The organism is Flavobacterium anhuiense (assembly GCF_004151235.1).
GTDB lineage: Bacteria > Bacteroidota > Bacteroidia > Flavobacteriales > Flavobacteriaceae > Flavobacterium > Flavobacterium anhuiense_A.
This window is the reverse complement of record NZ_JUIV01000003.1, coordinates 338,253-360,740: the sequence shown is the minus strand read 5'-3', so window position 1 is coordinate 360,740 and position 22,488 is coordinate 338,253. Positions and strand designations below refer to the sequence as shown.

Genomic DNA, 22,488 nt, shown 5'->3' with positions numbered 1-22,488 from the left:
ATCATTTTAATCTGTGGCTGTTAATTTGGTTTCACGCAGATCTTGCAGATTTATGCAGATTAAAATAAATCTTTAAGATCTGCTAAAATCATTTAAAAATCTGCGTGAAATAAATTTGTGTAATTGGTGGCTGAAAAAAAAAGCCCTGCGAGTAAACGCAAGGCTTTTAACCAACCAATTAAATCTAAAACCAAATAGATTAGGCTTGTTTTACAAATTGTAATTCAATGTTCAAACGAACTTCTTCACCTACTAAAACACCCCCTGTTTCAAGAGCTGAGTTCCAGTTTAAACCCCAATCTTTACGATTAATTTTTCCTTCTATGCTTAAACCTACTTTTGTATTTCCCCAAGGATCAGTCATGATTCCGCTAAATTCAACTGGGAATTTTACTGTTTTTGAAACACCTTTAATGCTTAAATCTCCAGTCAATTCAAATTCACCATCATTAATTTTTTTGAAAGCAGAAGATTTGAAAGTTAATTTTGGATGATTCTCAGCGTCAAAGAAATCACCGCTTCTTAAATGTCCGTCACGATCTGCATTTGCAGTGTCGATCGAAGCGATATCAGCAGAAAAACTGAAATCTGCATTATCAAAACTTTCTCCTTCTGTGATTGCAGAAGCCTCGTAAGTTCCAAATTTTCCTGAAACATTAGTAAACATCATGTGTTTAACTTTAAAACCAATTTCTGAGTGAGTTGGGTCAATTGACCATTTTGTAGTTGCCATAATTTTATTTTTTAAATAATTAATTTCATTTTGATAGGACAAAGTTACGATGACAGTTGTCCTTAAGCACTTAACCTAGATTAAGAAATGCGAAAGACCTAAAAGGTTTTTAAAACCTGTTAGGTCTCTTACGATTATTTTTTATTCATATAAAAGGTCAACGCTCCCGACGGGCATTTATTAACAGTAGAAATGATTTTCTCAGTTGTAGATTTCTCTGGAGTAATCCAAGGTTTTTCTTTTGGACGAAAAACATCTGGATTGTTTTTGACACAATTAGCCGAGTGAATGCATTTTCCAGATTGCCATACAATCGTTACTTCGCCGTTTGTGTATTCTTTAGTGAGGTTGTTTGGATTCATGGTTTAAAATTTTAAGTATGAATTTAATTTTAAAGTCAAACCAATTTTTTTACTTATAAAGTTAGTCTTTCTTTTGAAATGGAACAAAAAAAAGAAACGATAATAATCTGATTTTCAGGTTTATTATCGTTTCAAAGTACAGGTGTTAATTGTTTTTTGTTTGAATTAATAATTCATCGGAATGTCCATTAATAAAAATTCAGCGCCTGTATTGGCTTTAATGTTTAAAGTACCAGTTCCTGAAATTCCCACTGCATCACGAGAATTTAATTCCTGACCGTTGATGGTAACATTTCCTTTTAAAACGAAAGCATAAACTCCGTTTCCTTCTTTTTTGATTTTATATTCAGCAGTTATTCCAGCATCGAAATTTCCCATGTTAAACCAAGCATCTTGGTGAATCCAAACACCTTCATCATCTGCATTTGGAGATAAAACCTGAGACAATTTATTATGTCTGTCAGCAACATCTAAAGTAATTTGCTGATAACGTGGTGTAACATTTCTTTTGTTTGGAAACAACCAAATCTGCAACAATTTAGTCTGCTGATCAGCATTCGGATTAAACTCGCTATGCTGAATTCCAGTTCCAGCGCTCATCACCTGAATGTCTCCGTTTTTAATTACTTCAGTATTTCCCATGCTGTCTTTGTGAGCTAAATCTCCTTCTAACGGAATCGTGATAATTTCCATATTATCGTGAGGGTGAGTTCCAAATCCCATTCCTGCAGCAATCGTATCATCATTCAAAACACGAAGCGCTCCAAACTGAATTCTGTCGGGATTGTACCAGCTCGCAAAGCTAAAGCTGTGATAAGCGTTCAACCATCCGTGATTTGCATTTCCTCTTGATTCTGCTTTGTGCAATACTATATTTTCCATGATTTTGTCCTTTCGTTATTTTTATGGTACAAAGATACAGCCGATGTATACGAAAAGCGCTTAATCTAGGTTAAGAAAAGATTCTAAGGTTCTAAGATGCTGAGGTTCTAAGTTTTTTTTGAAGCAGAGATTTTGGTTTTCAAAAGACGTTCAGTCCCGCTATCCGTTTCAATCTTTTGTGGTGAACCCCACCACAAAAAGATTTCCACTTCTATCGGGGCTAGATTAGAAGTTTTTATTTTCAGAAGAATTTATTGAGACAAAAACTTAAAGATTTCAGTTTGTCATCCTGAGGAACGAAGGATCACACACGAAACTCTACAAAGATTAGAAATTACAAAGTTTTCACGTCAAAGCAATCTCGCAGTTTTGTCATTCCGAGGAACGAGGAATCTCCGCAAATAACTCCATATAGTATATCGCCAATCTTTGTCGAGCTTCTCGCGGAGATTCCTCGTTCCTCGGAATGACAAATAGGACGTGATAAAAGATAGAGCCTAATTATTTAATCCTAACCAATTTCCCTTTCCCAACCACTTCATCAAGACAATTCGCAGAAGAACTTTTTTTGTCATGCATAAAAAAAGGAATTGTATCTTTTTCAATCTGATCTTTCGTAATGCTGATAATCAAATCAGTATTAATAAAATTATCTAATAATATTACATTGCCATATGAAACTTTCCCTTTCGGCATGAACTTGTTATCAAAAACAAAAATGCTATCCTTAAAAGTAATTTTGTCTTTTTGGACGTAGGCATTATCGTCTTCAATCAAATAATTATAGCGGCCAGTAAGCTTATCCGTTTTTTGATTGAAGTTGATAAAAAATAAGGTTATTAGTAAGGCAAAATATTTCATGGCATTCTAACTATATTGATTCATAAACTGCTGTACAACTGCATCCGTGTTCTCATGGCGTTTCTTTCTTTCTAAAACAATTGGCGGAGCAGCTCTTTCTAAACAGTCTTTTACAGCACAAGTTTCGCAAGTTACACCAACAATTCGTTTTACCAAAGGTTTTCCATCAATGAGCTTAAATTTCTTTTTCATAGTCGGATTGATTAAAATTCCAACCGAAATACTTCGAATAGTATCATGCAAAAAAGGATCTTTCGTAGCCGATGAAAAAACCAAATATTCGTTTCCGCTATTGGCGTAGCTGGATATTTGAGCATCAAAAAAATGAGCTTTATTTTGTTTAATCGCTTCATCAATTGTTTTGACCGAAACCCATCTTCTGCAATAATGTTCGTTGGTTTCATTGGCGTGCGGTTCCTGCTGATGCGTAATGTGCAATTCTTTGTTTATTTGATAAAAATCAGAACCGATTTTATGCGATAATCTTAAGAAGAAAAGGTTTTTTAATTGAAAATCCTTCGGTAATAAATTAGTCAATCGCTGATAAAAGGATTCAGGCGAAACTTCAAAACTTTCGATTAATTGAACAAATTCTTCAGGTTTTGGATTTTCGTTTTCCAAAAAAGAATTGATTTTATCTACAACCAGTTTTCTAGGTAACAACAAAGCGCCGGCAAAATAAGAAGCATAGAAATTATGCAGAACCTGATCGAAATTTTCAAACTTAATCCAGCTGAAAGTAAGCAGTCGGTCTGAAATGTTTAAGTAGTTATAAGCAATTTCTTTAGCTAAAATGAAAGCTTTTTGCGGAGCGTCGAGTTCGGTTGAAAGCAATAAAGTTTTACTTTTCGGAACATAAATCGAGCGTAAATCGTCCAAAGCTTCTTGGTCTGTAAAAGCAATTTCTTTAATATTGTATTCGTATTCTTCTTTTAAAATCGCTTCTAGTTCTTCAACGCTAATTTTAGAATCCAGATTAATCTGAAATGACTTCGAAAACGCAATTACTTTTTCTTCTAAATCTTCAAAATAATTGCTGTGCGCTTCCTGATAGGATCGTAAAGCAGCCAAAAAGAAACTTTCACGGCTCAAATTATAATGCTGTGCAATTTCGATTATTGTACTAATAAACGCATTGACTTTTGCTGGAGCATTCGCAATAATATCAATTAAATCCGCTTCTTGGATTCCGAAAAGCTCTAGCGGAATCTCTTTTAAAATTCCTGATTTCAAGATTTCGCCAATCGGAGCGAGATTATTATCGAGTTTTAAAGACACCATTTGGTCGTAAGTCACGTCCAAATGTTCGCACAAGAGCAAAATTTTATCTGTTTTCGGATATTTTTTTCCCTTTTCAATCTCGTTTAAATACGATTTTGAAAGATTAGTCAGTTTGGCCAAACCAAAAAGAGACAAGTTTTTTTGCGTACGAACTTGTTTCATTTTTAGCCCAAAAATCAGCTTTATATAGTCTTTTTCGATATCCATAATTCAAATGTAAGTAATCTAAAAATAATCGCCAAAAAAATATTTTTTAAATTTAGCGAACGTTCGCTTGTTTTGTAAAAAACTTTTTTATAACATTGTATCGTTGAAACTTATTAATTATGAATTAGTTATGATTTATATGTTTTTAACGAAATGAAATGAAAACAGAAAATCTGTTTTGTTAAATAAAAAATTAAAATCTGCAGCTATGAAAAACCAATTAGAGATCACTGAAATGGCTATAGAATTCCTAGCCGACAAAAAGCTTGCTTATCCAAAAATCTGGACAGAAGAAGCAACTGCGTTTATTATCGAATTGCATAAAAAATTCGAATCGCAAAGAAAATTACTGCTTTTACAAAGAGAACAGAAGCAAGTCACTTTTGATCAGGGAATCATGCCGGTTTTTATTCCAGAAACCAAAAGCATCAGAGAAAGTAATTGGATAGCTGGAGAAATTCCGAAAGATTTATTGGATCGAAGAGTTGAAATTACTGGCCCAGTTGATCGTAAAATGATTATCAATGCTTTGAATTCTGGTGCAAAAACTTTTATGGCCGATTTTGAAGACAGCACTTCGCCAACTTGGCAAAACCTGATGGATGGACAAATGAACCTGATAGATGCTGTTAACAAAACCATCACGTTTACTGATTTGATAAAGCAGAAATCGTATCACTTAAATGAAAAAATCGCAACGCTGATTGTTCGTCCAAGAGGTTTGCATTTGCCTGAAAAACATGTTTTGATTGAAGGAAATGAAGTTTCGGGTTCTTTGGTAGATTTTGGTTTATATGTTTTTCACAATCACAAAAAACTTTTAGAAAACAATTCAGGACCGTATTTCTACATTCCGAAATTGGAACATTATCTGGAAGCTAGATGGTGGAATACTGTAATTGATTTTACAGAAGATTATCTAAATCTAAAACGCGGAACTATAAAAGTGACGGTTTTAATTGAAACGATTACAGCGAGTTTTCAGTTGGATGAAATTATTTATGAATTAAAAGAACATATTGTGGGCTTGAACTGCGGGCGCTGGGATTATATTTTCTCTTACATTAAAAAGTTTAGAAAAAATCCAAAATTCATTGTTCCAGATCGTGATCAGGTAAATATGACTTCGCCTTTTATGAATGCCTATTCAAATCTGGTAATTCAGAGATGTCATAAACGTGGTATTCATGCGATTGGCGGAATGGCTGCTCAAATTCCGATTCGAAATAATGAAGAAGCAAATGCTATCGCTTTCGCAAAAGTAAAAACCGACAAAGAACGTGAAGTTCGAAATGGTCACGACGGAACTTGGGTTGCGCACCCAGATTTAGTTTCAATAGCTAAAGAAGTTTTTGATAAAGGAATGCGAACTCCAAATCAGATTCATGTAAAAAGAGAACATCGAAGAATTACAGAAGCCGATTTGATTGAACCGCCAATTGGACTGATTACAGAAAACGGAGTTAGAAAAAATATAAATGTAGCAGTGTTATATCTGGCTTCATGGCTAAATGGACAAGGCGCAGCAGCTTTGCATAATTTAATGGAAGATGCGGCAACCGCCGAAATCTCAAGATCGCAATTGTGGCAATGGCTTCAAAATAAAGTGATTTTGGATAATGGGCGAAAATTAGATTTGGCATATTATCATGAATTAGCTTTAGATGAATTTAGAAAAATCAAGGAAGAATTAGGAGAAGAAAATCATGAAAAACAGCAATTTCCATTAGCTGAAAAATTGCTGGAAAGATTGGTTGTAAATCTGCATTTTGTGGATTTCTTAACGATTCCTTGCTATAAATATCTATGAAATTTTTAAACACATAGAAACATAGATCTTAATCTTCTGAAAAGAGAAAGAAGAAAAAAACTAGTTTTTCACACATAGATAGCTATGTGTATTTATGTAAGTGAAGCGCCTTTAACCACAAAGGATGACTATGTTTCTATGTGTTTAAAATTAAATTCAAAGAAAAAAAGTCACAGTTAAAAACTGAATACTTAAAACTGCGACTGAACACTAAAAAACAAACCACTTTAACTTAAACTATTTATGAAAACAACAGAAGACAGAATTCAGGAATTGATTAATGATTGGATTACGAACCCGAGATGGAAAGGCGTTGAACGTCCTTACACTGCGAGTGAAGTTGTGGCGCTTCAGGGGTCTTATAAAATTGAGCATTCTATTGCTAAAATAGGTGCAGAAAAATTATGGAGAAAGTTAAAAAGTCAGGATTATGTTGCGGGTTTGGGGGCGTTGACTGGAAATCAGGCGATTCAGGAAGTCGATGCGGGTTTAGAAGCGATTTATTTAAGCGGATGGCAGGTTGCTGCTGATGCAAACTTAGCTGGAGAAATGTATCCTGACCAATCACTTTATCCTGTAAACAGTGTGCCAATGGTGGTTAAAAAGATCAATAACGCTTTACTGCGTGCCGATCAGATTCAGACTGTTAATAATATTGAAGATAAAAAAGATTATTTGGTTCCGATTGTAGCCGATGCAGAAGCAGGTTTTGGTGGAAACCTAAATGCTTTCGAATTGATGAAATCTATGATTGAAGCTGGAGCTTCTGGAGTGCATTTTGAAGATCAGCTGAGTTCTGCTAAAAAATGCGGACACTTAGGCGGAAAAGTTTTGGTACCGACACAAGAAGCAATTAATAAACTAATTGCAGCTAGATTAGCTTCGGATGTTATGGGAGTTCCAACTTTAATTGTTGCTAGAACAGATGCAGATGCTGCAAATTTATTAACAAGTGATGCTGATCCTAGAGATAGAAAATTCTTGACAGGAGAAAAAACAGCTGAAGGTTTCTTTTATGTAAAAAATGGAATCGAGCAGGGAATCGCAAGAGGTTTGAGTTATGCGCCTTATGCTGATTTAATCTGGATGGAAACCAGTAATCCTGATTTGGATTACGCTAGAAAGTTTGCAAAAGCAATGAAAAAAGAATTTCCGGATAAGATGCTGGCATACAATTGTTCTCCATCTTTCAATTGGGCGGCAAAATTATCAGTTGCTGAAATGGAAACGTTTAGAGAAGATTTGGCCGAAATGGGATATGCTTTCCAATTCATCACTTTGGCGGGATTCCATGCTTTGAACACAAGTATGTTCGAATTGTCTAAAGCGTACAAAGAACGCGGAATGGCAGGTTATTCTGAATTGCAGGAACGTGAATTCGCTTTACAGCAAAACGGATTCAGAGCGGTAAAGCACCAAGCTTTCGTAGGAACTTCTTATTTCGATGCGGTTCAAAATACCGTTATGTTAGGAAAATCAGCAATAACAGCAATGGAACATTCTACTGAGGTTGAGCAATTTTAATTCAAAAGAAAATACGGTTCGATTTGCGAGCCGTATTTTTTTTACCACAGATTTCACAGATTAAAGTGATTTTTTTTAGCCAAGAATTACACGAATTTCCACAAATTAAATTGAATAAAAATTCGTGAAAATTCGTGTAATTCGTAACAACATTTTTTAATCCTTTTAATCTGTGAAATCTGTGGCAAAAAAAACTTATTTTTTCAAAAGCCTAGCTTTCATTTTGCTGAAAAATTCAGGTGTTACACCAATGAAAGAAGCGATTTGCTTTTGAGGAACTTTGTGAACTAATGTTCCATATTTTTTAGTGAATTTCTCAAAACGTTCTTCGGCAGGTAAACTCAAATTGTCCATTAATCTTTGTTGATTTGCAACTAATGAATTCTCAATTAAAATCCTGAAAAAACGTTCCAGCTTCGGAATTTCAAGATACAATTGTTCTTGATTTTCTTTGGATAACGAAACGACTTCAGCTTCTTCTAAAACTTCAATAAAAAGCTGTCCCGGCTTTTGCGAAAAATAACTGTACATATCGCTCATCCACCAGCCTTCGCATGCGAATGAAAGAACATGTTCAACAATATTATCGTTGATGTTGAAACTTCTTAAAATTCCGGAGTTTACAAAATAGGAATGTTTGCAGACTTCACCAGCGTTTAATAAAAGCGTTTTAGCTTTGTAAGTGTTTGTTTCCAGTTTAGATAAAAAAAGCGCCTGTTCTTCTGGTGTCAGAGAAACGTGTTTGGCAATGTTTTCGAGAATTAATGCCATTATTTTTTATCGTCTATTAAAGTAAATGAAGTTGCTTTAAATCTGTTTCCTTTGATTTCTCCCGTAACTAAAGCTTTGCTGATTGCATTGCAAAAACCTTTTTCAGCGTGTGCATCTCCGTGATCGTGAATCGTAGTTCCGTCAACGAAATACGATTTTCCGTCAATACGAACGGCTAAATCACAGCTTTTGCCTTTCATTCCGAATTGGCATTCTCCACATGAAGCTTCTACAACTGTTGGTTTATCAAATTTCTTTTTGCTTTGTGCTTGCACAGCGATTCCAATAAAAAGGAAAGTTGCTAATATTATATTTTTCATAGTTAAGAATTTACAGTTATTAATTTTGCCGTTTCTTTGGCGCGTTCTGTTACTTCGTTAATTGGAGTTGAAAGAGTATCATAACTTAAAACAACTCCCATTCTTCGATAAGGTCTTGAAGTTGGTTTTCCAAAAATCCTAAAATCCGTTTTTGGTAAAGCCGCTACTTTTTCGATTCCGCTAAAAGTTGGATTTGCAGAATCTTCAGATGCTAAAATTACGGCACTTGCTCCGGCTTTTTCTAAAGTAATTTCGAAAATTGGAAGACTTAAAATGGCTCTTAAATGCAATTCAAATTCGTTGAAATTCTGTGTTCCAGCCAAAGTTACCATTCCTGTATCGTGCGGACGCGGAGAAAGTTCAGAGAAATAAACGCCTTCTTTAGTCAGGAAAAATTCAACACCAAAAAGTCCGGCACCGCCAAGTGCTTCTGTAATTTTTTCGGCCATATCCTGAGCTTCGTATAAATCTTTTTCTGAAACTAAAGCCGGCTGCCAGCTTTCCTGATAATCGCCTCTTTCTTGTCTGTGGCCAATTGGAGCACAGAACAAAGTTGGATTGTTATTTTGTGTAATCGTCAAAAGCGTAATTTCTGAATGAAAATCTACGAAAGCTTCAACAATCACTTCAATAACATCACCACGCGAACCTGCAACGGCGTATTGCCATGCTTTTTCAATATCGCTTTCTGTTTTAATAGTCGATTGTCCTTTTCCAGACGAAGACATTAAAGGTTTTACGACGCATGGGATTCCAACTTCCTGAACGGCTTTTTGAAGCTCTTCAGCTGAAGTGGCGTATTGGTATTTTGCTGTTCTTAATCCCAATTCTTTTGACGCTAAATCGCGGATTGCTTTACGGTTCATAGTAAAATTTGCCGCTTTCGCTGAAGGGACAACGGTAATGCCTTGTTTTTCGTAATCGTAAAAACGTTCGGTGCGAATGGCTTCTATTTCTGGAACAATAAAATCAGGTTTATGTTTGGCTACGATTTGGTCAAGCGCTTCGCCGTCTAACATATTGATGACTTCGAAACTGTGTGCAACTTGCATTGCCGGAGCATTTTCGTAACTGTCAACTGCAATTACAGTTTGTCCGATTCGTTGTGCGGCAATGACAAATTCTTTGCCTAATTCGCCTGAACCTAGGAGTAGTATTTTCATTTTGGAGTGTTGTAGTGTTTAAGTAGTAAAAGTAGGGAAAAAGCTTTTTTTAACCGCAAAGTTCGCAAAGATTTACGCAAAGAGCGCTAAATTTTTGTTTTTAAGATAAAAAAGAACTCAAAGAATTTCTCACGCAGATTTTGCAGATTCAGCAGATTTAATTTTGCAATTGATTTTATTTTTAAGACAAAATAACCACACAGTTTGTCATTTCGACGAAGGAGAAATCTCTACGAGTAATTCCGTTCCAATAAGCCAATCTTTGTAGAGCTACTGGCGAAGATTTCTCCTTCGTCGAAATGACAAGATTTTGGGGAATAGAAGCTTAAAAAAAGAAAAAGTTCGCAAAGATTTTAAAATAATCTTTGCGAACTTTGCGTATTCCTTTGCGTCTTTGCGGTTAAAAAACTTTGCGGTAAAAATTAATGAAAATGATCTTCAATCTCAAATTCAGCATCTTTTTCCCAAATTTCCATTTCGCATGGTTTACAGTTGAATTTTAGTTTGTATTCCAATTCTCCTTGTTTTAAAACCAATGGTTCTTTTACTTTAACGCCTACGATGTCTTTTTGGTGAATTGGACATTTTTTTAATTCGTATTTGATGCAATATTTAGTTGTCATTACACGAGATTTTCCTGGATCCCATTGTAATTCGAATGCTTTTTCAATTTCTGTAACACCGTGGCGTTCGTAGAATTTACGAGCGGTTTTGTTTGAAACGTTGTACATAAAATCCAGTTTCGTTTCTGGATAAGGATGTGACGTTTTTACTAATTGGTGCTCTTCGCGAACGTAATTTGCTAAACGAATTTCTGATAATTGTTCGAAAACATTTCTTCTCATTTCGTTGATTTTTGAAATAGGAAGGAACCAGTTTTCAGAGAACATTACATTGATTTCATCAGCGCTGTACGGCGTAAAACCTGTTTTTGCCAATTGAACTTTGATGTTTTCTTCGATCGATTCGCCAGTTTTAGTTTGTTCTTTCGGATGCTCTAATTTTACTGTGCTTACGTTTCCGTCTTCATCAGTTGCGATTAATTCAAAACCGTTTTCGTTTTCGGTAAGCAATAAAGTTGTTCCGATTTTACGGATCGCACTGTCTTCTCTTTCAACAATTTTGATGAAAGCAGCGTCGTTATTTCTATAAATGAAAGTTCCGTCTTTTATTTCTTTTAAAACGTTTGGATAAACTTTTCCGTTTTCGGCTTTGTTTACATAGATTCCGTCAGCTTCGTTATTTTCGTTGATGAAGCAAAGTCCGTCGCCGTTGTTTAATAATTCGCCGTTTTCGATTTCGTAAGCACCGCCAATAGTTCGGATTAATTTACCAATATATTGACCTTTTGATTTTGGACTTTCCCAAGAACCAATACTAGCATGTCTTTCGTTTACAAAATAATCGGTATAACCGCGATTGAAAGTTCTACTCAAAGTAGAGTCGAAAGTATATGTACATCTTCCAGAAGAAGCTTTCGTGTATTTATCGCTTCCCTCTAAAAAGCTGTCTAATTTTTGACGTAAATAAGAAACATTGTTTTTAACGTAAGCGACGTCTTTCAATCTTCCTTCGATTTTGAAAGAAACGATTCCAGCTTCGATCAAATTTGGAATCTGATCTGAAACGTCTAAATCTTTAATCGAAAGCAAGTGGCTGTTTCTGATTAAAGTATCTCCGTTTCCGTCAATTAAGTTATAAGGTAAACGGCAGTTTTGCGCGCAAGAACCACGGTTCGCACTGCGTTCTCCGTTTGCCACACTCATATAACAGTTTCCGCTGAATGATACGCAAAGTGCTCCCGTTACGAAAAATTCTAATTCAACATCAGCGTAATCGTATATTTCTTTAATTTGATGCAGGTTCAATTCACGCGCTAAAACCACACGTTTGATGCCAGCATCTTTAAGGAATTTTATTTTTTCTTTGTCACGATTATTGGCTTGTGTACTGGCGTGAAGTACGATAGGAGGCAGGTCCATTTCCATAATCGCCATGTCCTGAATAATTAGGGCATCGACACCAATATCGTACAATTCCCAGATCATGGCACGACAAGTTTCTAATTCGTTATCATATAAAATAGTATTGATAACCACAAAAACCTGTGCGTTAAATAGATGGGCATATTTTACCAGTTCAGCAACATCTGCAATAGAGTTGTTTGCATTTGAACGTGCACCAAATTGCGGTGCGCCAATATATACAGCATCTGCACCACTGTTTATGGCAGCGATTCCTCCAATTAAATCTCTAGCAGGAGCTAATATTTCGATTTTCTTCTTCATTTCTAAAACTTTAGACTTTTGTGGTATTCCCGAAAAAAAGTGTGCAAAGGTCTAATAAATTATTTGAGTTTGCTAGTGATGAAGCGATTTTTTTGAAATTGTTAACTTAATATGGAATGAAGATAAATGAAATTTTTAATTTGAGAATTGAGAATATGATTAATCTAATGGAAAATTATATCCGATTGCAAATACTCCAGTCGATTGTTTTGCCGCTGGATGAAAGTATCCAGAAATACCAATTTCAAAACTATTATGTCTTCCCACTGCTAATCCTACACTGAAAGGAATATGCATTAAAATAGTGCTTTTATTAAAATTGACGTTTGGTGTAAAGGTTTCAAATTTACCTATCGACGTTCCGATTCCACCTTCAATAAATGGGGCAACCCATGGAATTGGTGCGCAAATACGAACTTTTCCTCCCATTAAAAAAGCATTAGTTGTGACTTTATATTGAGGTTGATTTTGTACATTTTGATCTTTATCAACAGATTCAAAAATGGCGCCGGCGTAAGGTCTTATGCTAAACCACGATTTTAGTCCTATAATGTATTCGCCTTGAAGATAAAGTCCACCTCCCATAACATCAACTTCATCTTGACTTCCATAATCTTCAATGTAATAAGAACTGCTAGATCCATAACCTATTGAGGCTTTTATGAAATTGCCAGTTGTTTGTGCTTGTGTTATTGAAGAAAGTAAAATTGCAAATAGTAAAATGATATACCAGCGTAAAGTTAATGTCATATGGTTTTTTAGTTTTTAATTGGTTGCGACGAATGTAAGATTTATTTTCAGTTTAAAAAATAAAAAAACCGCCCAATCCGAAGACCGAGCAGTTCTCAAAAAAAAAGCATGAATCGATCGATTAATTTGCTCTCATTTTAATTTGTGATAAAGTATTTTGAATACTGTTTAATTGTTTTGAAACGATGTAGACTTGATCATGTTCCAAATGATTTTCTTCGAGTGCCATTTTGTATTTTTCGATAGCGGCTTCTTCACCAGTGATGCAGGCATTTATAATGGCTTCTGTGTCTCCACCTGTAAAGGCAGATTTTATATCAATCCAAGTACGGTGTAAAGCTCCAAGCGGACCTCCGCCAGAAGTATCTGTCGATTTTCCTAGTTTGTTGATTTGGTTTTGTAGCTCTACAATAAATAAGGCTCTTTCGCGGGCGTATTCAAGAAAATCGGTTTTCATTGCTGGATTTTCTACATGTTCCGCTGCATTTGTATATCCTAATTTTCCATCTTCCAGAATTGAAATTAATCCTTCTAAAGTTTTAATGGTTTCTGTTGTGGTTTCTTCTGCATGTGTCATGACCTATAATTTTAAAAATTAATATGTTACAAAGTTTATAATTATAACATGCTTATTTTTATAGGATTACATTTTGAGTTTTATAATATTGTGGAATGGGAATTTTGAAACTCTTTTTTTATTCGCCACGGATTTCTCGAATTTTGCCAATTTTAAATGCTCAAAAATTTTCTTTTGTAGAATGATGTTTCTCGTATGCCGTTTGCGTGAGGGATAGGAGCGATATCCTTTTATGGCGGGGTTCGCCATAAAAGATATAGTGGATAGCCCGGCCGTAGGACACGCCAAAAAAAAACAGCTTAAAGTATAAAAGTGATGAAACTTCTGAACCTTAAGCCGTTTTAATAAACTTTAGAATATTGTTATGCAGTCAAAGCTTCTTTGATTCTGCGTAATGCTTCTTTTAAAATATCGTTGCTTGTTGCGTAAGAGAAACGAATACAGTTTGGATTTCCAAAAGCATCTCCAGTTACTGTAGCTACGTTTGCCTCGGCTAAAAGATACATAGAAACGTCGTTTGCATCTTTAATTTCGTGTCCTTTTAAAGTTTTTCCGAAGAAAGAAGAAACGTCTGGAAATACATAGAAAGCACCTTCTGGAACGTTGATTTTTACTCCTGGAATTTCTTGTAATAATCCAACCACTAAATCTCTACGTCCGTGGAAAGCCTTAACCATTTCATTCAATACGCTTGGATCAGCATCAACAGCAGTAATTGTAGCTCTTTGTGCTACTGAATTTGCACCAGATGTTACTTGTCCTTGGATTTTTGTACACGCTTTTGCGATAAATTCAGGAGCTCCGATATAACCAATTCTGTATCCTGTCATTGCAAATGCTTTTGCAACTCCGTTTACAGTGATGGTTCTGTCTAACATTCCTGGGATTGATCCGATACTGCAGAAAGTTCCTGAGAAATTAATATGCTCATAGATTTCGTCTGCTACTACGTATATATTTGGATGTTTTTCCAAAACCTTAGCCAAAGCTGTCAATTCTTCTCTACTGTAAACAGAACCAGATGGGTTACATGGAGAAGAGAACCACATCATTTTTGTTTTTGGAGTGATAGCGGCTTCTAATTGTTCTGGTGTCATTTTGAAATCGGTTTCAACAGATGTTGGAACTTCAACTGGAACTCCACCAGAAAGCTTTACGATTTCGAAATAAGAAACCCAGTAAGGTGCAGGTAAAATAACCTCATCGCCTTCGTTTAGCATTACTTGCGCAATGTTGTATAATGATTGTTTTGCTCCTGTAGAAACTACAATTTGAGTTGGTTTGTAGTCCAAATTATTGTCTCTCTTGAATTTTCTGCAAATTGCTTCTCTCAATTCTAGGTAACCTTCTACTGGAGAGTAAGTGCTATAATTTTCGTTTACTGCTTTTATTACTGCTTCTTTAATGAAGTCTGGTGTGTTGAAGTCAGGTTCGCCTAAACTTAAGCTGATAATGTCTTTTCCTTGTGCTTTTAATTCTCTTGCCAAAGCGGCCATTGCTAAAGTTTGCGAAGTCGCAAGGTTGTTGATTCTGTCCGAAAGAATATGATTCATTATGAAAATTTTGAATGTCCTTAACTTTGAATGTTTTATTAAGGAAGGTTATTATTAATAGATTTTTTTAGCTTTTTAAACAGATAATTCTGGTTTCATTCCCAATTCACGTAAATGCTTAAAGTGAGCAATGACGGCACTTCGCATTGTTTTGTATTCGTAATAAGGCAAATTGCATTCTTTTGCTGTTTCTTTTACAATTTGAGCAATTTTACCGTAGTGAATATGACTGATATTTGGGAAAATATGATGTTCGATCTGATGATTTAAACCGCCTGTGTACCAATTTACAATTGCATTTTTTGGAGCAAAATTAGTTGTTGTGTACAATTGGTGAACCGCCCAAGTGTTATCCATTTCTCCTAATTCATTTGGAGTTGGATTTGTAGTGTGATCCACAACATGTGCCAATTGGAACACAATACTTAGGATTAATCCAGCTGTGTAATGCATAGCAAAAAAGCCAACAAGCACTTTCCACCAAGTAATTCCAATTACGATTGGTAAAACAATCCAGATTGAAACATAAATCATTTTAGTAATGATAAGTGTTGTCCACAAAATCTTTGGATTTTTGGGCTCGCCATAAGATAGTTTTCTCTTTAAATAGTTTCTCATCTGCTTAAAATCGGTTGTTAAAGCCCAATTGAAAGTTAATAAACCGTATAAGAAAACAGAGTAATAATGTTGGAAACGGTGAAAACTATGCCATTCTGCATGTTCCGTAAAACGAATAATACGACCTGCGTCTAGATCTTCGTCGTGACCAGGAATATTAGTATAAGTGTGATGCAAAACATTATGCTGTACTTGCCAGTTGTATACATTTCCTGCCAAAACGTAAATAGTTCCACCCATGAATTTATTAATCCAGTTCTTAGTAGAATATGATCCGTGGTTTCCGTCGTGCATTACATTCATTCCCACGCCAGCCATTCCAATTCCAATTACGATTGATAAAAGCAACATTACCCAAAAAGGCATGTCAAGCGTAAGGATTAAAAAGTAGGGAGTTAAAAAAACAGCAAATAGAATAACAGCTTTTAAATGTAACTGCCAATTCCCGGTCTTTTTAATATTATTTTCTTTGAAATAATTGTTTACCCGAGAGTTAAGCGTTCTGAAAAACTTCAGATTGTCTTGCCTTGCAAAAATAGGTGCGTCGTTATTCATAATTGATTTAAATAGTTTTCAAAGGTAATTATTATAAATTCTCAATTTGCAAAATTGAGTTAAATATTTCAATCGTAAAGTAGTACTTTTGTTAAAAATTTACAGCAATGGATGAGATATTGAAATATTTTCCCAATTTGAGCGATCTTCAAATCGAACAATTTCAAAAATTAGACTTTTTATACCACGATTGGAATGAAAAAATCAATGTGATTTCTAGAAAAGACATTGATTCTTTGTATACGAAACACATTTTGCATTCGTTAGGAATTGCTAAAATAATGAAATTCGAACCTGGAGCGACTGTTCTAGATGTTGGAACAGGAGGAGGCTTTCCTGGAATTCCGTTAGCAATTCTTTTTCCTGAAACTCGTTTTTATTTGATTGATGTTATTGCTAAAAAAATAAAAGTAGTACAAGGCGTTGCAGATGCATTAGAATTGAAAAACGTAAAAGCAGAACAAAAACGTGCTGAATTGGTAAAAGGAGATTTCGATTTTATAGTAAGCCGCGCTGTAACCAATATGCCTGATTTTGTTTCTTGGATTAAAGATAAAATTAAGAAACAGCACAAACACACTTTAAAAAATGGAATTCTTTATTTAAAAGGTGGAGATTTAGCTGATGAATTAAAAGATTTTCCAAATGCTACCTTATATGATTTGGCAGATTATTTTGAAAATGAGTTTTTTGAAACCAAAAAAGTAGTTCATCTTCCTTTAAAGTTTAAACCGTAATATTTTATATAAAAGCAAATAACCCGATTAGAGTTTCTAAATCGGGTTATTTTTTTGAATTAAAACTAACGTTTAAAATTATGAAGCTTTCTTTGAAAAATTCAGGAATGTATTTGCTTTATGATCTAAATTGTCGATGAAACTATGAATAGCATTTTCTGATGCTTCAGCAGAATATTCAAATGCTGTGTCAAAGAAGTATTCTCTCGAAATTACAGGTTCGTTTGAAGAATCATAAATCATTTCATCACTTTCATCTAATTCATCATTTTGATATGGATTTGGATGTGTGTGAATTAAGTTTGTAATTGTCTGACCCAACCAATTGTCAAATTTTTTCTTTTTTGGAGTAATGTGGCGCGCCAACAATATTAATCCAACAAGATCATTTTGTAAGAAGTAAGAACCTCTTCTGTATTTTGCATCAATCATTGTCACGTTCATTAATGCAATCCATAATGCACCATTGACAGAACCATTTGCAGGAACTTCAAAATCGGTATCAAATAATAATGGATTTGTTTGTTCAAGATTAGTGACAGAACACCAAAGAGCTTCAATTCGTTTTTGTGTATCATTTGTAGCTTGACTGTAACCTGTAAAACGCCAGTAAACCCACTCTAATAATGCAGCAGTCAAACCAATTGAGCCTTTATGGTTGATGTGCATTAAAGTGTTTTCAAGCTCTTCATTTTCTTCAACGGGATCTAGAAGTTTATTTATTTTCTTTTTTGTCCATTTATAATCAATAGCATGTCCAATGCTTTTAGATTCCATAATAACTTTAGGAACATTGTTTAAATTTCTCATACTTATGTTGTTAATTTATTAAATCTTTTAATGTTGATTAATGATGAGCAAATTTATGCGGATGAGTTTTTTTTGAAAGGAACAATAAGTTTTTAAAGTATTAAAATAAGACAATTTGAGTTTTTAAAGTGTTGATTTTTAAATAAATAAGAAAAGTATTACAAAAAATATTATGCAAAAATGATCTTTTTATGTGTAGATATTTTTATACTTTAGTGTAAGTTTTTACTTCTGTAAAATTATTTAAAGTTCTTATTTGTAGTGTTTTATGTTTTAGGTGTTTTTCATAATTTTAAAATTATCTTAAATGAAAAAAGTAATTTTTATGTTGCTCCCTTTATTGGTATTAGCAGTTTCCTGCGAAAAAAAATCAGATAAAAATAAATCTGAGAACGAATCTTTGGACAAGATTTCGAAATTAGTTCCTTTGAAAGAGAAAGTTTTAACTGCCGAAGAGCAGAAAGCTTTGACTCCAGATTTGGTCATAAAAAGTTTGAAAGATGGAAACAAGCGTTATATGAATAATGATCTTACTTTAAGAGATCATTCAGCCTTAGTGCGTGATGCCGCAGAAGGGCAATATCCAAAAGCTGTTATTCTTTCGTGTCTTGACAGTAGAATTGCAGTTGAAGATGTTTTTGATAAAGGAATTGGAGATCTTTTTGTTGGAAGAGTTGCAGGGAACTTTGTAAATGAGGATTTACTAGGCAGTATGGAATTTGGTTGTAAAGTTTCTGGAGCAAAACTTATTCTGGTTTTAGGACATGAATCATGCGGAGCCATTAAATCTGCAATAGATGATGTAAAACTCGGAAATATTACAGCAATGCTTGCAAAAATAAAACCAGCTATTGCTAAATCTCAAGATTTTGCTGGTGATAAAACTGTCAAGAACGATGATTTTGTAGAATATGTTGCAAAAAATAATGTTTTACAGACAATTACAGATATAAAATCGAGAAGCCCAATTTTGAAAGAAATGGAAGATAAAGGCGAAATCAAAATAATAGGTGCTTATTATGATCTGCATTCTGGAGAAGTAATTTTTCTTTAATAAAAATAAAGGCTTAAACTTCAGAATGAAGTCTAAGCCTTTTTATAATCTATAATCTGAACTCTAAAATCTAAATCAGATTATCCTAAGAAAGGGTATCTGTAATCTTCTGGAGTTACAAAAGTTTCTTTGATAGTTCTTGGAGAAGCCCAACGCAATAAGTTTAATGCAGAACCTGCTTTATCGTTAGTTCCAGAAGCTCTTGCTCCACCAAATGGTTGCATTCCTACAACAGCTCCAGTTGGTTTATCATTGATATAGAAGTTACCAGCAGAGTTTTGTAATTTAGTAGTAGCCAATTCAATAGCATAACGATCTTGGCTAAATACAGCTCCCGTTAAAGCGTACTCAGATGTAGTATCAACTAATTCAAGAGTTTCTTCCCATTTAGTATCTTCATAAACATAAATAGTGATAACTGGTCCAAATAACTCAGTTTCCATTGTAGTATATTTTGGATTTGTAGTAACAATAACTGTTGGCTCAATAAAGTATCCAACCGATTTGTCATAATTTCCTCCAACGATGATTTCTGCGTCAGCATCTTTTTTAGCTTGATCAATATAACTAGCTAGTTTATCGAAAGAACCTTCGTGAATAACTGCTGTAATAAAGTTTCCAAAATCTTCTGGAGAACCCATTTTCATAGATTTTACATCAGCAATTAATTGCTCTTTTACAGCTGGCCATAAACTTTGCGGAATATAAGCTCTAGATGCTGCAGAACATTTTTGCCCTTGGAATTCAAAAGCTCCACGAGTAATTCCTGTAACAACTTGTTTTACGTTTGCGCTTGGGTGAGCAATGATAAAATCTTTACCTCCAGTTTCACCAACAATTCTTGGGTAGGTTTTGTAGTTGTGGATGTTTGCACCAATTTTTGCCCAAATATCTTTAAATACGTGAGTTGATCCTGTAAAGTGAATACCTGCAAAATCACGGCTTGCCAAAACAGTATCAGTAATCATTAAAGCATCTCCGAAAACTACGTTTATAACTCCATCAGGAACTCCAGCTTCTTTGAAAACATCTAAAATGATTTTTGTAGAAAATACTTGGCTATCACTTGGTTTCCAAACCACAACGTTACCCATCATAGCAGCACTAGCAGGAAGATTTGCAGCGATTGCAGTAAAGTTGAAAGGAGTAATAGCATAAACAAAACCTTCTAAAGGTCTGTATTCTACACGATTCCAAACAGAAGAATCTGATTTTGGCTGATCGTTGTAGATTTGAGTCATATATTCAACATTGTAACGTAAAAAGTCGATCAATTCACAAGAAGCATCGATTTCTGCTTGGTGAATATTTTTAGATTGACCAATCATTGTCGCAGCGTTGATACGAGCTCTGTATGGTCCTGCGATAAGTTCAGCAGCTTTTAAGAAAATAGCAGCACGTTGTTCCCATGCCATATTTGCCCATGCTTTTCTTGATTCAAGAGCATTAGCAATTGCTTTTTCAATATGTTGTTTTTCAGCTAAATGATATTTTCCAACAACGTGTTTGTGGTCGTGTGGAGCTGTAATGTTTCTTGTGTTTCCAGTTCTGATTTCTTCGCTTCCTATATGCAAAGGAACGTCAATTTGAGAATTCCACATTGTTGTGTAAGCCGCCTGAACAGCTGCTTTTTCTGGAGAGTTTGGTGCGTAGCTTTTTACAGGCTCGTTTACCGCTTTTGGTACATGGAAAAATCCTTTAAGCATGTTATTTAAAATTTGTGAATTAGACAATTTAAAGTTAGACGATTTGTTTTGTTACGAATAATCTAACGCTGCACAAAAGTACAAAGGATAAATTAATAAATTGACAATTTTATGATTAAGATAACGATAAAAGCAATCGTTGCAAATTATATCTTAATTTAAAGCAAAAGGAGCACACATTCTAAAAGTAGGAACGATAACTTTGAATGTTTTTGTTGTAGTAAAATTGATCATATTAAAATGACCTTTCATAGCGCCATAAGGAGAGGATAATAAACAGCCAGAACTGTAAGTATGATTTTCTCCAGGTTTTAAAACCGGTTTTTTGCCAATTACGCCTTCGCCGTCTACAACTTCTAAGTCGTTTAAAGAATCAAAAATTTCCCAGTGACGTGAAGTTAACTGTACAGAATCTTTACTATGATTTTCGATGGTAACTACGTAGCTAAAAGCAAAATGAATCTTGTAGTTTTTGAAGTATGTACCTTCAAAACTAGTCAAAACAGATATTTTTATGCCTCGTGTAATTTGAGAAACCATACTAACGCCGTATATATGTGAGTGTTATAGTGGCAAAGTTACGAAAAAAAATTAGTTAAACTAGAACCTTAACATTTGTTTTAGTTGACTATATTGATAGAGTTTGCATTTCCTTTTCCAATTACACGCTGATAACGATCTGTAGCTTCTTTATAATAGACTAAAATCGTGTACTCATTTTCAGTCTGATAAAAGTTTCCATCAATAGCATTTTCATTATCAATGACTCCTTTTTTATCAGCTACAGTATATTGAAAATTGGTAAAACCTTGTTTGATCATAATGGCTTTTTCGAAAACGCCTTTGTCAGTGTTGTAATCCATTTTATATTCTGGCGTAAGACTATAATTATTGAACATTCCGGTAATATAAATGTCTTTGTTCAATCTAAAAGCAGGTGCCGAAAGTGTAAAATATACCCAAGCATAATCGGCTTCAATATCATTGTTAGAACCATTGATATTTTTCACAACAAAATTTCCATTTACATCTTCATAATTGGTGTAAATCTGATTTCCTCTTGCTGCATTAGTGTATAAATGAGCGTTATAAATATCGCCGTTAGAACCTACTTTAGCCACATTATTATTTGCTGCACGAATGTCTTTATTTTCAAAATATAAAAACTCATTTCCGCCCCAAAATTGGGTTTCTTTGTCATATTTATAAATAAGCTGATTACCAATGGTATATTGAGGAACAATATTCTTTATCTCAGTATGAAAGTTTCCATTTTGCAATAAAAGAACTTTTACATTCTGCAATGGTGTCTGAAAAACAATATCATTTGACAAAATTGCAATATCAAGATTCTGTTTATAGTCAATATTGCTGAGGTTACGGGTTCTTTTTACTTGAGCTCCAACGGTACAATGGTTTTCGTACAAAATAAATTTTCTTGAGAAAACGACTTCTTTATCATCGTTTAGAATTCGAAGCATATAATTTCCCGAAAGTTTCAATAGCTGCGTAAACTGATTAGGGAAAGAAAGTCTGTAATGCGTATAAACCTGAAGTGTATTAAAAGAATTCGAAAAATCTGTAATTCTCTGATTATCCATACCGAGAATATAGTCAGTTTTTGGAATATCTGTTGGATACCAGTTGTAATCGCAATGAATAACTTCAAAATAATAATTGGCTTCATTGCCAAACAAATCATCAAATTGAAATGTAAATGCTGAACCTAATTCGAAAATGGGCGAAACATTACTGCCATTCTGAATAAAAGAGACAGTTTTAATATTATAAGGAGGATCGATTTCTTTTTCTTGAGCTTTCGCTAAAGTTAAAATAAAAAGAAAAATGAAGCTTGAATAGAAAAATTTTGGCATCTTATTTCGTTGTAAGATTGTAAATATAACAATTTTATATAACGAAAAAGAT

20 protein-coding genes and 1 pseudogene are annotated in these 22,488 nt (G+C 34.3%); 4 read left to right on the top strand and 17 right to left on the bottom strand.

Annotated elements, in window-relative coordinates; genetic code table 11:
- Positions 1–199 precede the first annotated feature (199 nt).
- The 5 genes from NU08_RS07140 to NU08_RS07120 all read right to left on the bottom strand — a co-directional run bounded on the left by NU08_RS07140 (position 200) and on the right by NU08_RS07120 (position 4,326).
- Positions 200–733: a YceI family protein gene (locus NU08_RS07140; protein ID WP_119789331.1), complete on the bottom strand. Its 534-nt coding sequence runs from the start codon at positions 731–733 to the stop codon at positions 200–202.
- 134 nt (positions 734–867) lie between these two features.
- Positions 868–1,095: a (4Fe-4S)-binding protein gene (locus tag NU08_RS07135; RefSeq protein WP_111364966.1), complete on the bottom strand. Its 228-nt coding sequence runs from the start codon at positions 1,093–1,095 to the stop codon at positions 868–870.
- Positions 1,096–1,260: 165 nt separating this feature from the next.
- Positions 1,261–1,977 carry a pirin family protein gene (locus tag NU08_RS07130; RefSeq protein WP_129746470.1) on the bottom strand — a complete coding sequence of 239 codons (717 nt, stop codon included), beginning with the start codon at positions 1,975–1,977 and terminating at the stop codon, positions 1,261–1,263.
- Between the two features lie 501 nt (positions 1,978–2,478).
- Positions 2,479–2,838 carry a hypothetical protein gene (locus NU08_RS07125; RefSeq protein WP_129746469.1) on the bottom strand — a complete coding sequence of 120 codons (360 nt, stop codon included), beginning with the start codon at positions 2,836–2,838 and terminating at the stop codon, positions 2,479–2,481.
- A gap of 6 nt (positions 2,839–2,844) precedes the next feature.
- Positions 2,845–4,326, bottom strand: a complete 1,482-nt coding sequence (locus NU08_RS07120) for a helix-turn-helix domain-containing protein (RefSeq protein ID WP_129746468.1) — start codon at positions 4,324–4,326, stop codon at positions 2,845–2,847.
- Positions 4,327–4,534: 208 nt separating this feature from the next.
- On the opposite strand from NU08_RS07120, the gene aceB reads away from it, so the two are divergent.
- Positions 4,535–6,136, top strand: a complete 1,602-nt coding sequence (gene aceB / locus NU08_RS07115; RefSeq protein WP_129746467.1) for a malate synthase A — start codon at positions 4,535–4,537, stop codon at positions 6,134–6,136.
- A 243-nt stretch (positions 6,137–6,379) separates the two neighbouring features.
- Positions 6,380–7,660: an isocitrate lyase gene (gene aceA / locus NU08_RS07110; protein ID WP_129746466.1), complete on the top strand. Its 1,281-nt coding sequence runs from the start codon at positions 6,380–6,382 to the stop codon at positions 7,658–7,660.
- Between the two features lie 195 nt (positions 7,661–7,855).
- Here aceA and NU08_RS07105 read toward each other — a convergent pair whose 3' ends face one another.
- The 8 genes and pseudogenes from NU08_RS07105 to NU08_RS07070 all read right to left on the bottom strand — a co-directional run bounded on the left by NU08_RS07105 (position 7,856) and on the right by NU08_RS07070 (position 16,255).
- Positions 7,856–8,431, bottom strand: coding sequence for a Crp/Fnr family transcriptional regulator (locus NU08_RS07105; RefSeq protein WP_066032734.1), 576 nt, complete (start codon positions 8,429–8,431; stop codon positions 7,856–7,858).
- On the bottom strand, positions 8,431–8,751 hold the full coding sequence (locus NU08_RS07100) for a DUF6370 family protein (RefSeq protein WP_129746465.1): 321 nt from the start codon (positions 8,749–8,751) through the stop codon (positions 8,431–8,433). Before NU08_RS07100 ends, NU08_RS07105 begins: the two co-directional genes overlap by 1 nt.
- Before the next feature lie 2 nt (positions 8,752–8,753).
- Positions 8,754–9,917 (bottom strand): annotated as a pseudogene (gene purT / locus NU08_RS07095) (formate-dependent phosphoribosylglycinamide formyltransferase); the annotation flags it as partial.
- 419 nt (positions 9,918–10,336) lie between these two features.
- Positions 10,337–12,202 carry a peptidase U32 family protein gene (locus NU08_RS07090; protein WP_129746463.1) on the bottom strand — a complete coding sequence of 622 codons (1,866 nt, stop codon included), beginning with the start codon at positions 12,200–12,202 and terminating at the stop codon, positions 10,337–10,339.
- A 159-nt stretch (positions 12,203–12,361) separates the two neighbouring features.
- The gene (locus NU08_RS07085) at positions 12,362–12,952 is read right to left on the bottom strand and encodes a hypothetical protein (protein ID WP_129746462.1); all 591 of its coding nucleotides are present in this window, start codon (positions 12,950–12,952) and stop codon (positions 12,362–12,364) included.
- Between the two features lie 121 nt (positions 12,953–13,073).
- Positions 13,074–13,529, bottom strand: coding sequence for a ferritin-like domain-containing protein (locus NU08_RS07080; protein ID WP_066032728.1), 456 nt, complete (start codon positions 13,527–13,529; stop codon positions 13,074–13,076).
- A 362-nt stretch (positions 13,530–13,891) separates the two neighbouring features.
- Positions 13,892–15,082, bottom strand: a complete 1,191-nt coding sequence (locus NU08_RS07075) for a pyridoxal phosphate-dependent aminotransferase (protein ID WP_129746461.1) — start codon at positions 15,080–15,082, stop codon at positions 13,892–13,894.
- Between the two features lie 75 nt (positions 15,083–15,157).
- On the bottom strand, positions 15,158–16,255 hold the full coding sequence (locus NU08_RS07070; RefSeq protein ID WP_129746460.1) for a fatty acid desaturase family protein: 1,098 nt from the start codon (positions 16,253–16,255) through the stop codon (positions 15,158–15,160).
- 107 nt (positions 16,256–16,362) lie between these two features.
- Between NU08_RS07070 and rsmG the strand changes: the two genes are divergently transcribed.
- A complete protein-coding gene (gene rsmG, locus NU08_RS07065; protein WP_129746459.1) occupies positions 16,363–16,992 on the top strand; it encodes a 16S rRNA (guanine(527)-N(7))-methyltransferase RsmG in 630 nt (209 codons plus the stop codon).
- Positions 16,993–17,070: 78 nt separating this feature from the next.
- On the opposite strand, the gene NU08_RS07060 is transcribed toward rsmG, so the two are convergent.
- Positions 17,071–17,802 carry a hypothetical protein gene (locus tag NU08_RS07060; protein WP_129746458.1) on the bottom strand — a complete coding sequence of 244 codons (732 nt, stop codon included), beginning with the start codon at positions 17,800–17,802 and terminating at the stop codon, positions 17,071–17,073.
- A 307-nt stretch (positions 17,803–18,109) separates the two neighbouring features.
- Here NU08_RS07060 and NU08_RS07055 point away from each other — a divergent pair, with 307 nt between their 5' ends.
- Positions 18,110–18,856, top strand: a complete 747-nt coding sequence (locus tag NU08_RS07055; RefSeq protein WP_129746457.1) for a carbonic anhydrase family protein — start codon at positions 18,110–18,112, stop codon at positions 18,854–18,856.
- An 80-nt stretch (positions 18,857–18,936) separates the two neighbouring features.
- On the opposite strand, the gene pruA is transcribed toward NU08_RS07055, so the two are convergent.
- The 3 genes from pruA to NU08_RS07040 form a co-directional block, all read right to left on the bottom strand.
- On the bottom strand, positions 18,937–20,562 hold the full coding sequence (pruA, locus tag NU08_RS07050; protein WP_129746456.1) for an L-glutamate gamma-semialdehyde dehydrogenase: 1,626 nt from the start codon (positions 20,560–20,562) through the stop codon (positions 18,937–18,939).
- A 153-nt stretch (positions 20,563–20,715) separates the two neighbouring features.
- Positions 20,716–21,102 (bottom strand): Co2+/Mg2+ efflux protein ApaG, encoded by a 387-nt coding sequence (gene apaG / locus NU08_RS07045; RefSeq protein ID WP_008467225.1) that lies wholly within the window; start codon positions 21,100–21,102, stop codon positions 20,716–20,718.
- A gap of 80 nt (positions 21,103–21,182) precedes the next feature.
- On the bottom strand, positions 21,183–22,436 hold the full coding sequence (locus tag NU08_RS07040) for a DUF5103 domain-containing protein (protein WP_129746455.1): 1,254 nt from the start codon (positions 22,434–22,436) through the stop codon (positions 21,183–21,185).
- Between the last annotated feature and the right edge of the window lie 52 nt (positions 22,437–22,488).

Excerpts from the sequence above, each read along its gene's own strand:
- NU08_RS07140 (WP_119789331.1), bottom strand. The coding sequence starts at position 733 with ATGGCAACTACAAAATGGTCAATTGACCCAACTCACTCAGAAATTGGT.
- NU08_RS07135 (WP_111364966.1), bottom strand. The coding sequence starts at position 1,095 with ATGAATCCAAACAACCTCACTAAAGAATACACAAACGGCGAAGTAACG.
- NU08_RS07130 (WP_129746470.1), bottom strand. The coding sequence starts at position 1,977 with ATGGAAAATATAGTATTGCACAAAGCAGAATCAAGAGGAAATGCAAAT.
- NU08_RS07125 (WP_129746469.1), bottom strand. The coding sequence starts at position 2,838 with ATGAAATATTTTGCCTTACTAATAACCTTATTTTTTATCAACTTCAAT.
- NU08_RS07120 (WP_129746468.1), bottom strand. The coding sequence starts at position 4,326 with ATGGATATCGAAAAAGACTATATAAAGCTGATTTTTGGGCTAAAAATG.
- aceB (WP_129746467.1), top strand. The coding sequence starts at position 4,535 with ATGAAAAACCAATTAGAGATCACTGAAATGGCTATAGAATTCCTAGCC.
- aceA (WP_129746466.1), top strand. The coding sequence starts at position 6,380 with ATGAAAACAACAGAAGACAGAATTCAGGAATTGATTAATGATTGGATT.
- NU08_RS07105 (WP_066032734.1), bottom strand. The coding sequence starts at position 8,431 with ATGGCATTAATTCTCGAAAACATTGCCAAACACGTTTCTCTGACACCA.
- NU08_RS07100 (WP_129746465.1), bottom strand. The coding sequence starts at position 8,751 with ATGAAAAATATAATATTAGCAACTTTCCTTTTTATTGGAATCGCTGTG.
- NU08_RS07090 (WP_129746463.1), bottom strand. The coding sequence starts at position 12,202 with ATGAAGAAGAAAATCGAAATATTAGCTCCTGCTAGAGATTTAATTGGA.
- NU08_RS07085 (WP_129746462.1), bottom strand. The coding sequence starts at position 12,952 with ATGACATTAACTTTACGCTGGTATATCATTTTACTATTTGCAATTTTA.
- NU08_RS07080 (WP_066032728.1), bottom strand. The coding sequence starts at position 13,529 with ATGACACATGCAGAAGAAACCACAACAGAAACCATTAAAACTTTAGAA.
- NU08_RS07075 (WP_129746461.1), bottom strand. The coding sequence starts at position 15,082 with ATGAATCATATTCTTTCGGACAGAATCAACAACCTTGCGACTTCGCAA.
- NU08_RS07070 (WP_129746460.1), bottom strand. The coding sequence starts at position 16,255 with ATGAATAACGACGCACCTATTTTTGCAAGGCAAGACAATCTGAAGTTT.
- rsmG (WP_129746459.1), top strand. The coding sequence starts at position 16,363 with ATGGATGAGATATTGAAATATTTTCCCAATTTGAGCGATCTTCAAATC.
- NU08_RS07060 (WP_129746458.1), bottom strand. The coding sequence starts at position 17,802 with ATGAGAAATTTAAACAATGTTCCTAAAGTTATTATGGAATCTAAAAGC.
- NU08_RS07055 (WP_129746457.1), top strand. The coding sequence starts at position 18,110 with ATGAAAAAAGTAATTTTTATGTTGCTCCCTTTATTGGTATTAGCAGTT.
- pruA (WP_129746456.1), bottom strand. The coding sequence starts at position 20,562 with ATGCTTAAAGGATTTTTCCATGTACCAAAAGCGGTAAACGAGCCTGTA.
- apaG (WP_008467225.1), bottom strand. The coding sequence starts at position 21,102 with ATGGTTTCTCAAATTACACGAGGCATAAAAATATCTGTTTTGACTAGT.
- NU08_RS07040 (WP_129746455.1), bottom strand. The coding sequence starts at position 22,436 with ATGCCAAAATTTTTCTATTCAAGCTTCATTTTTCTTTTTATTTTAACT.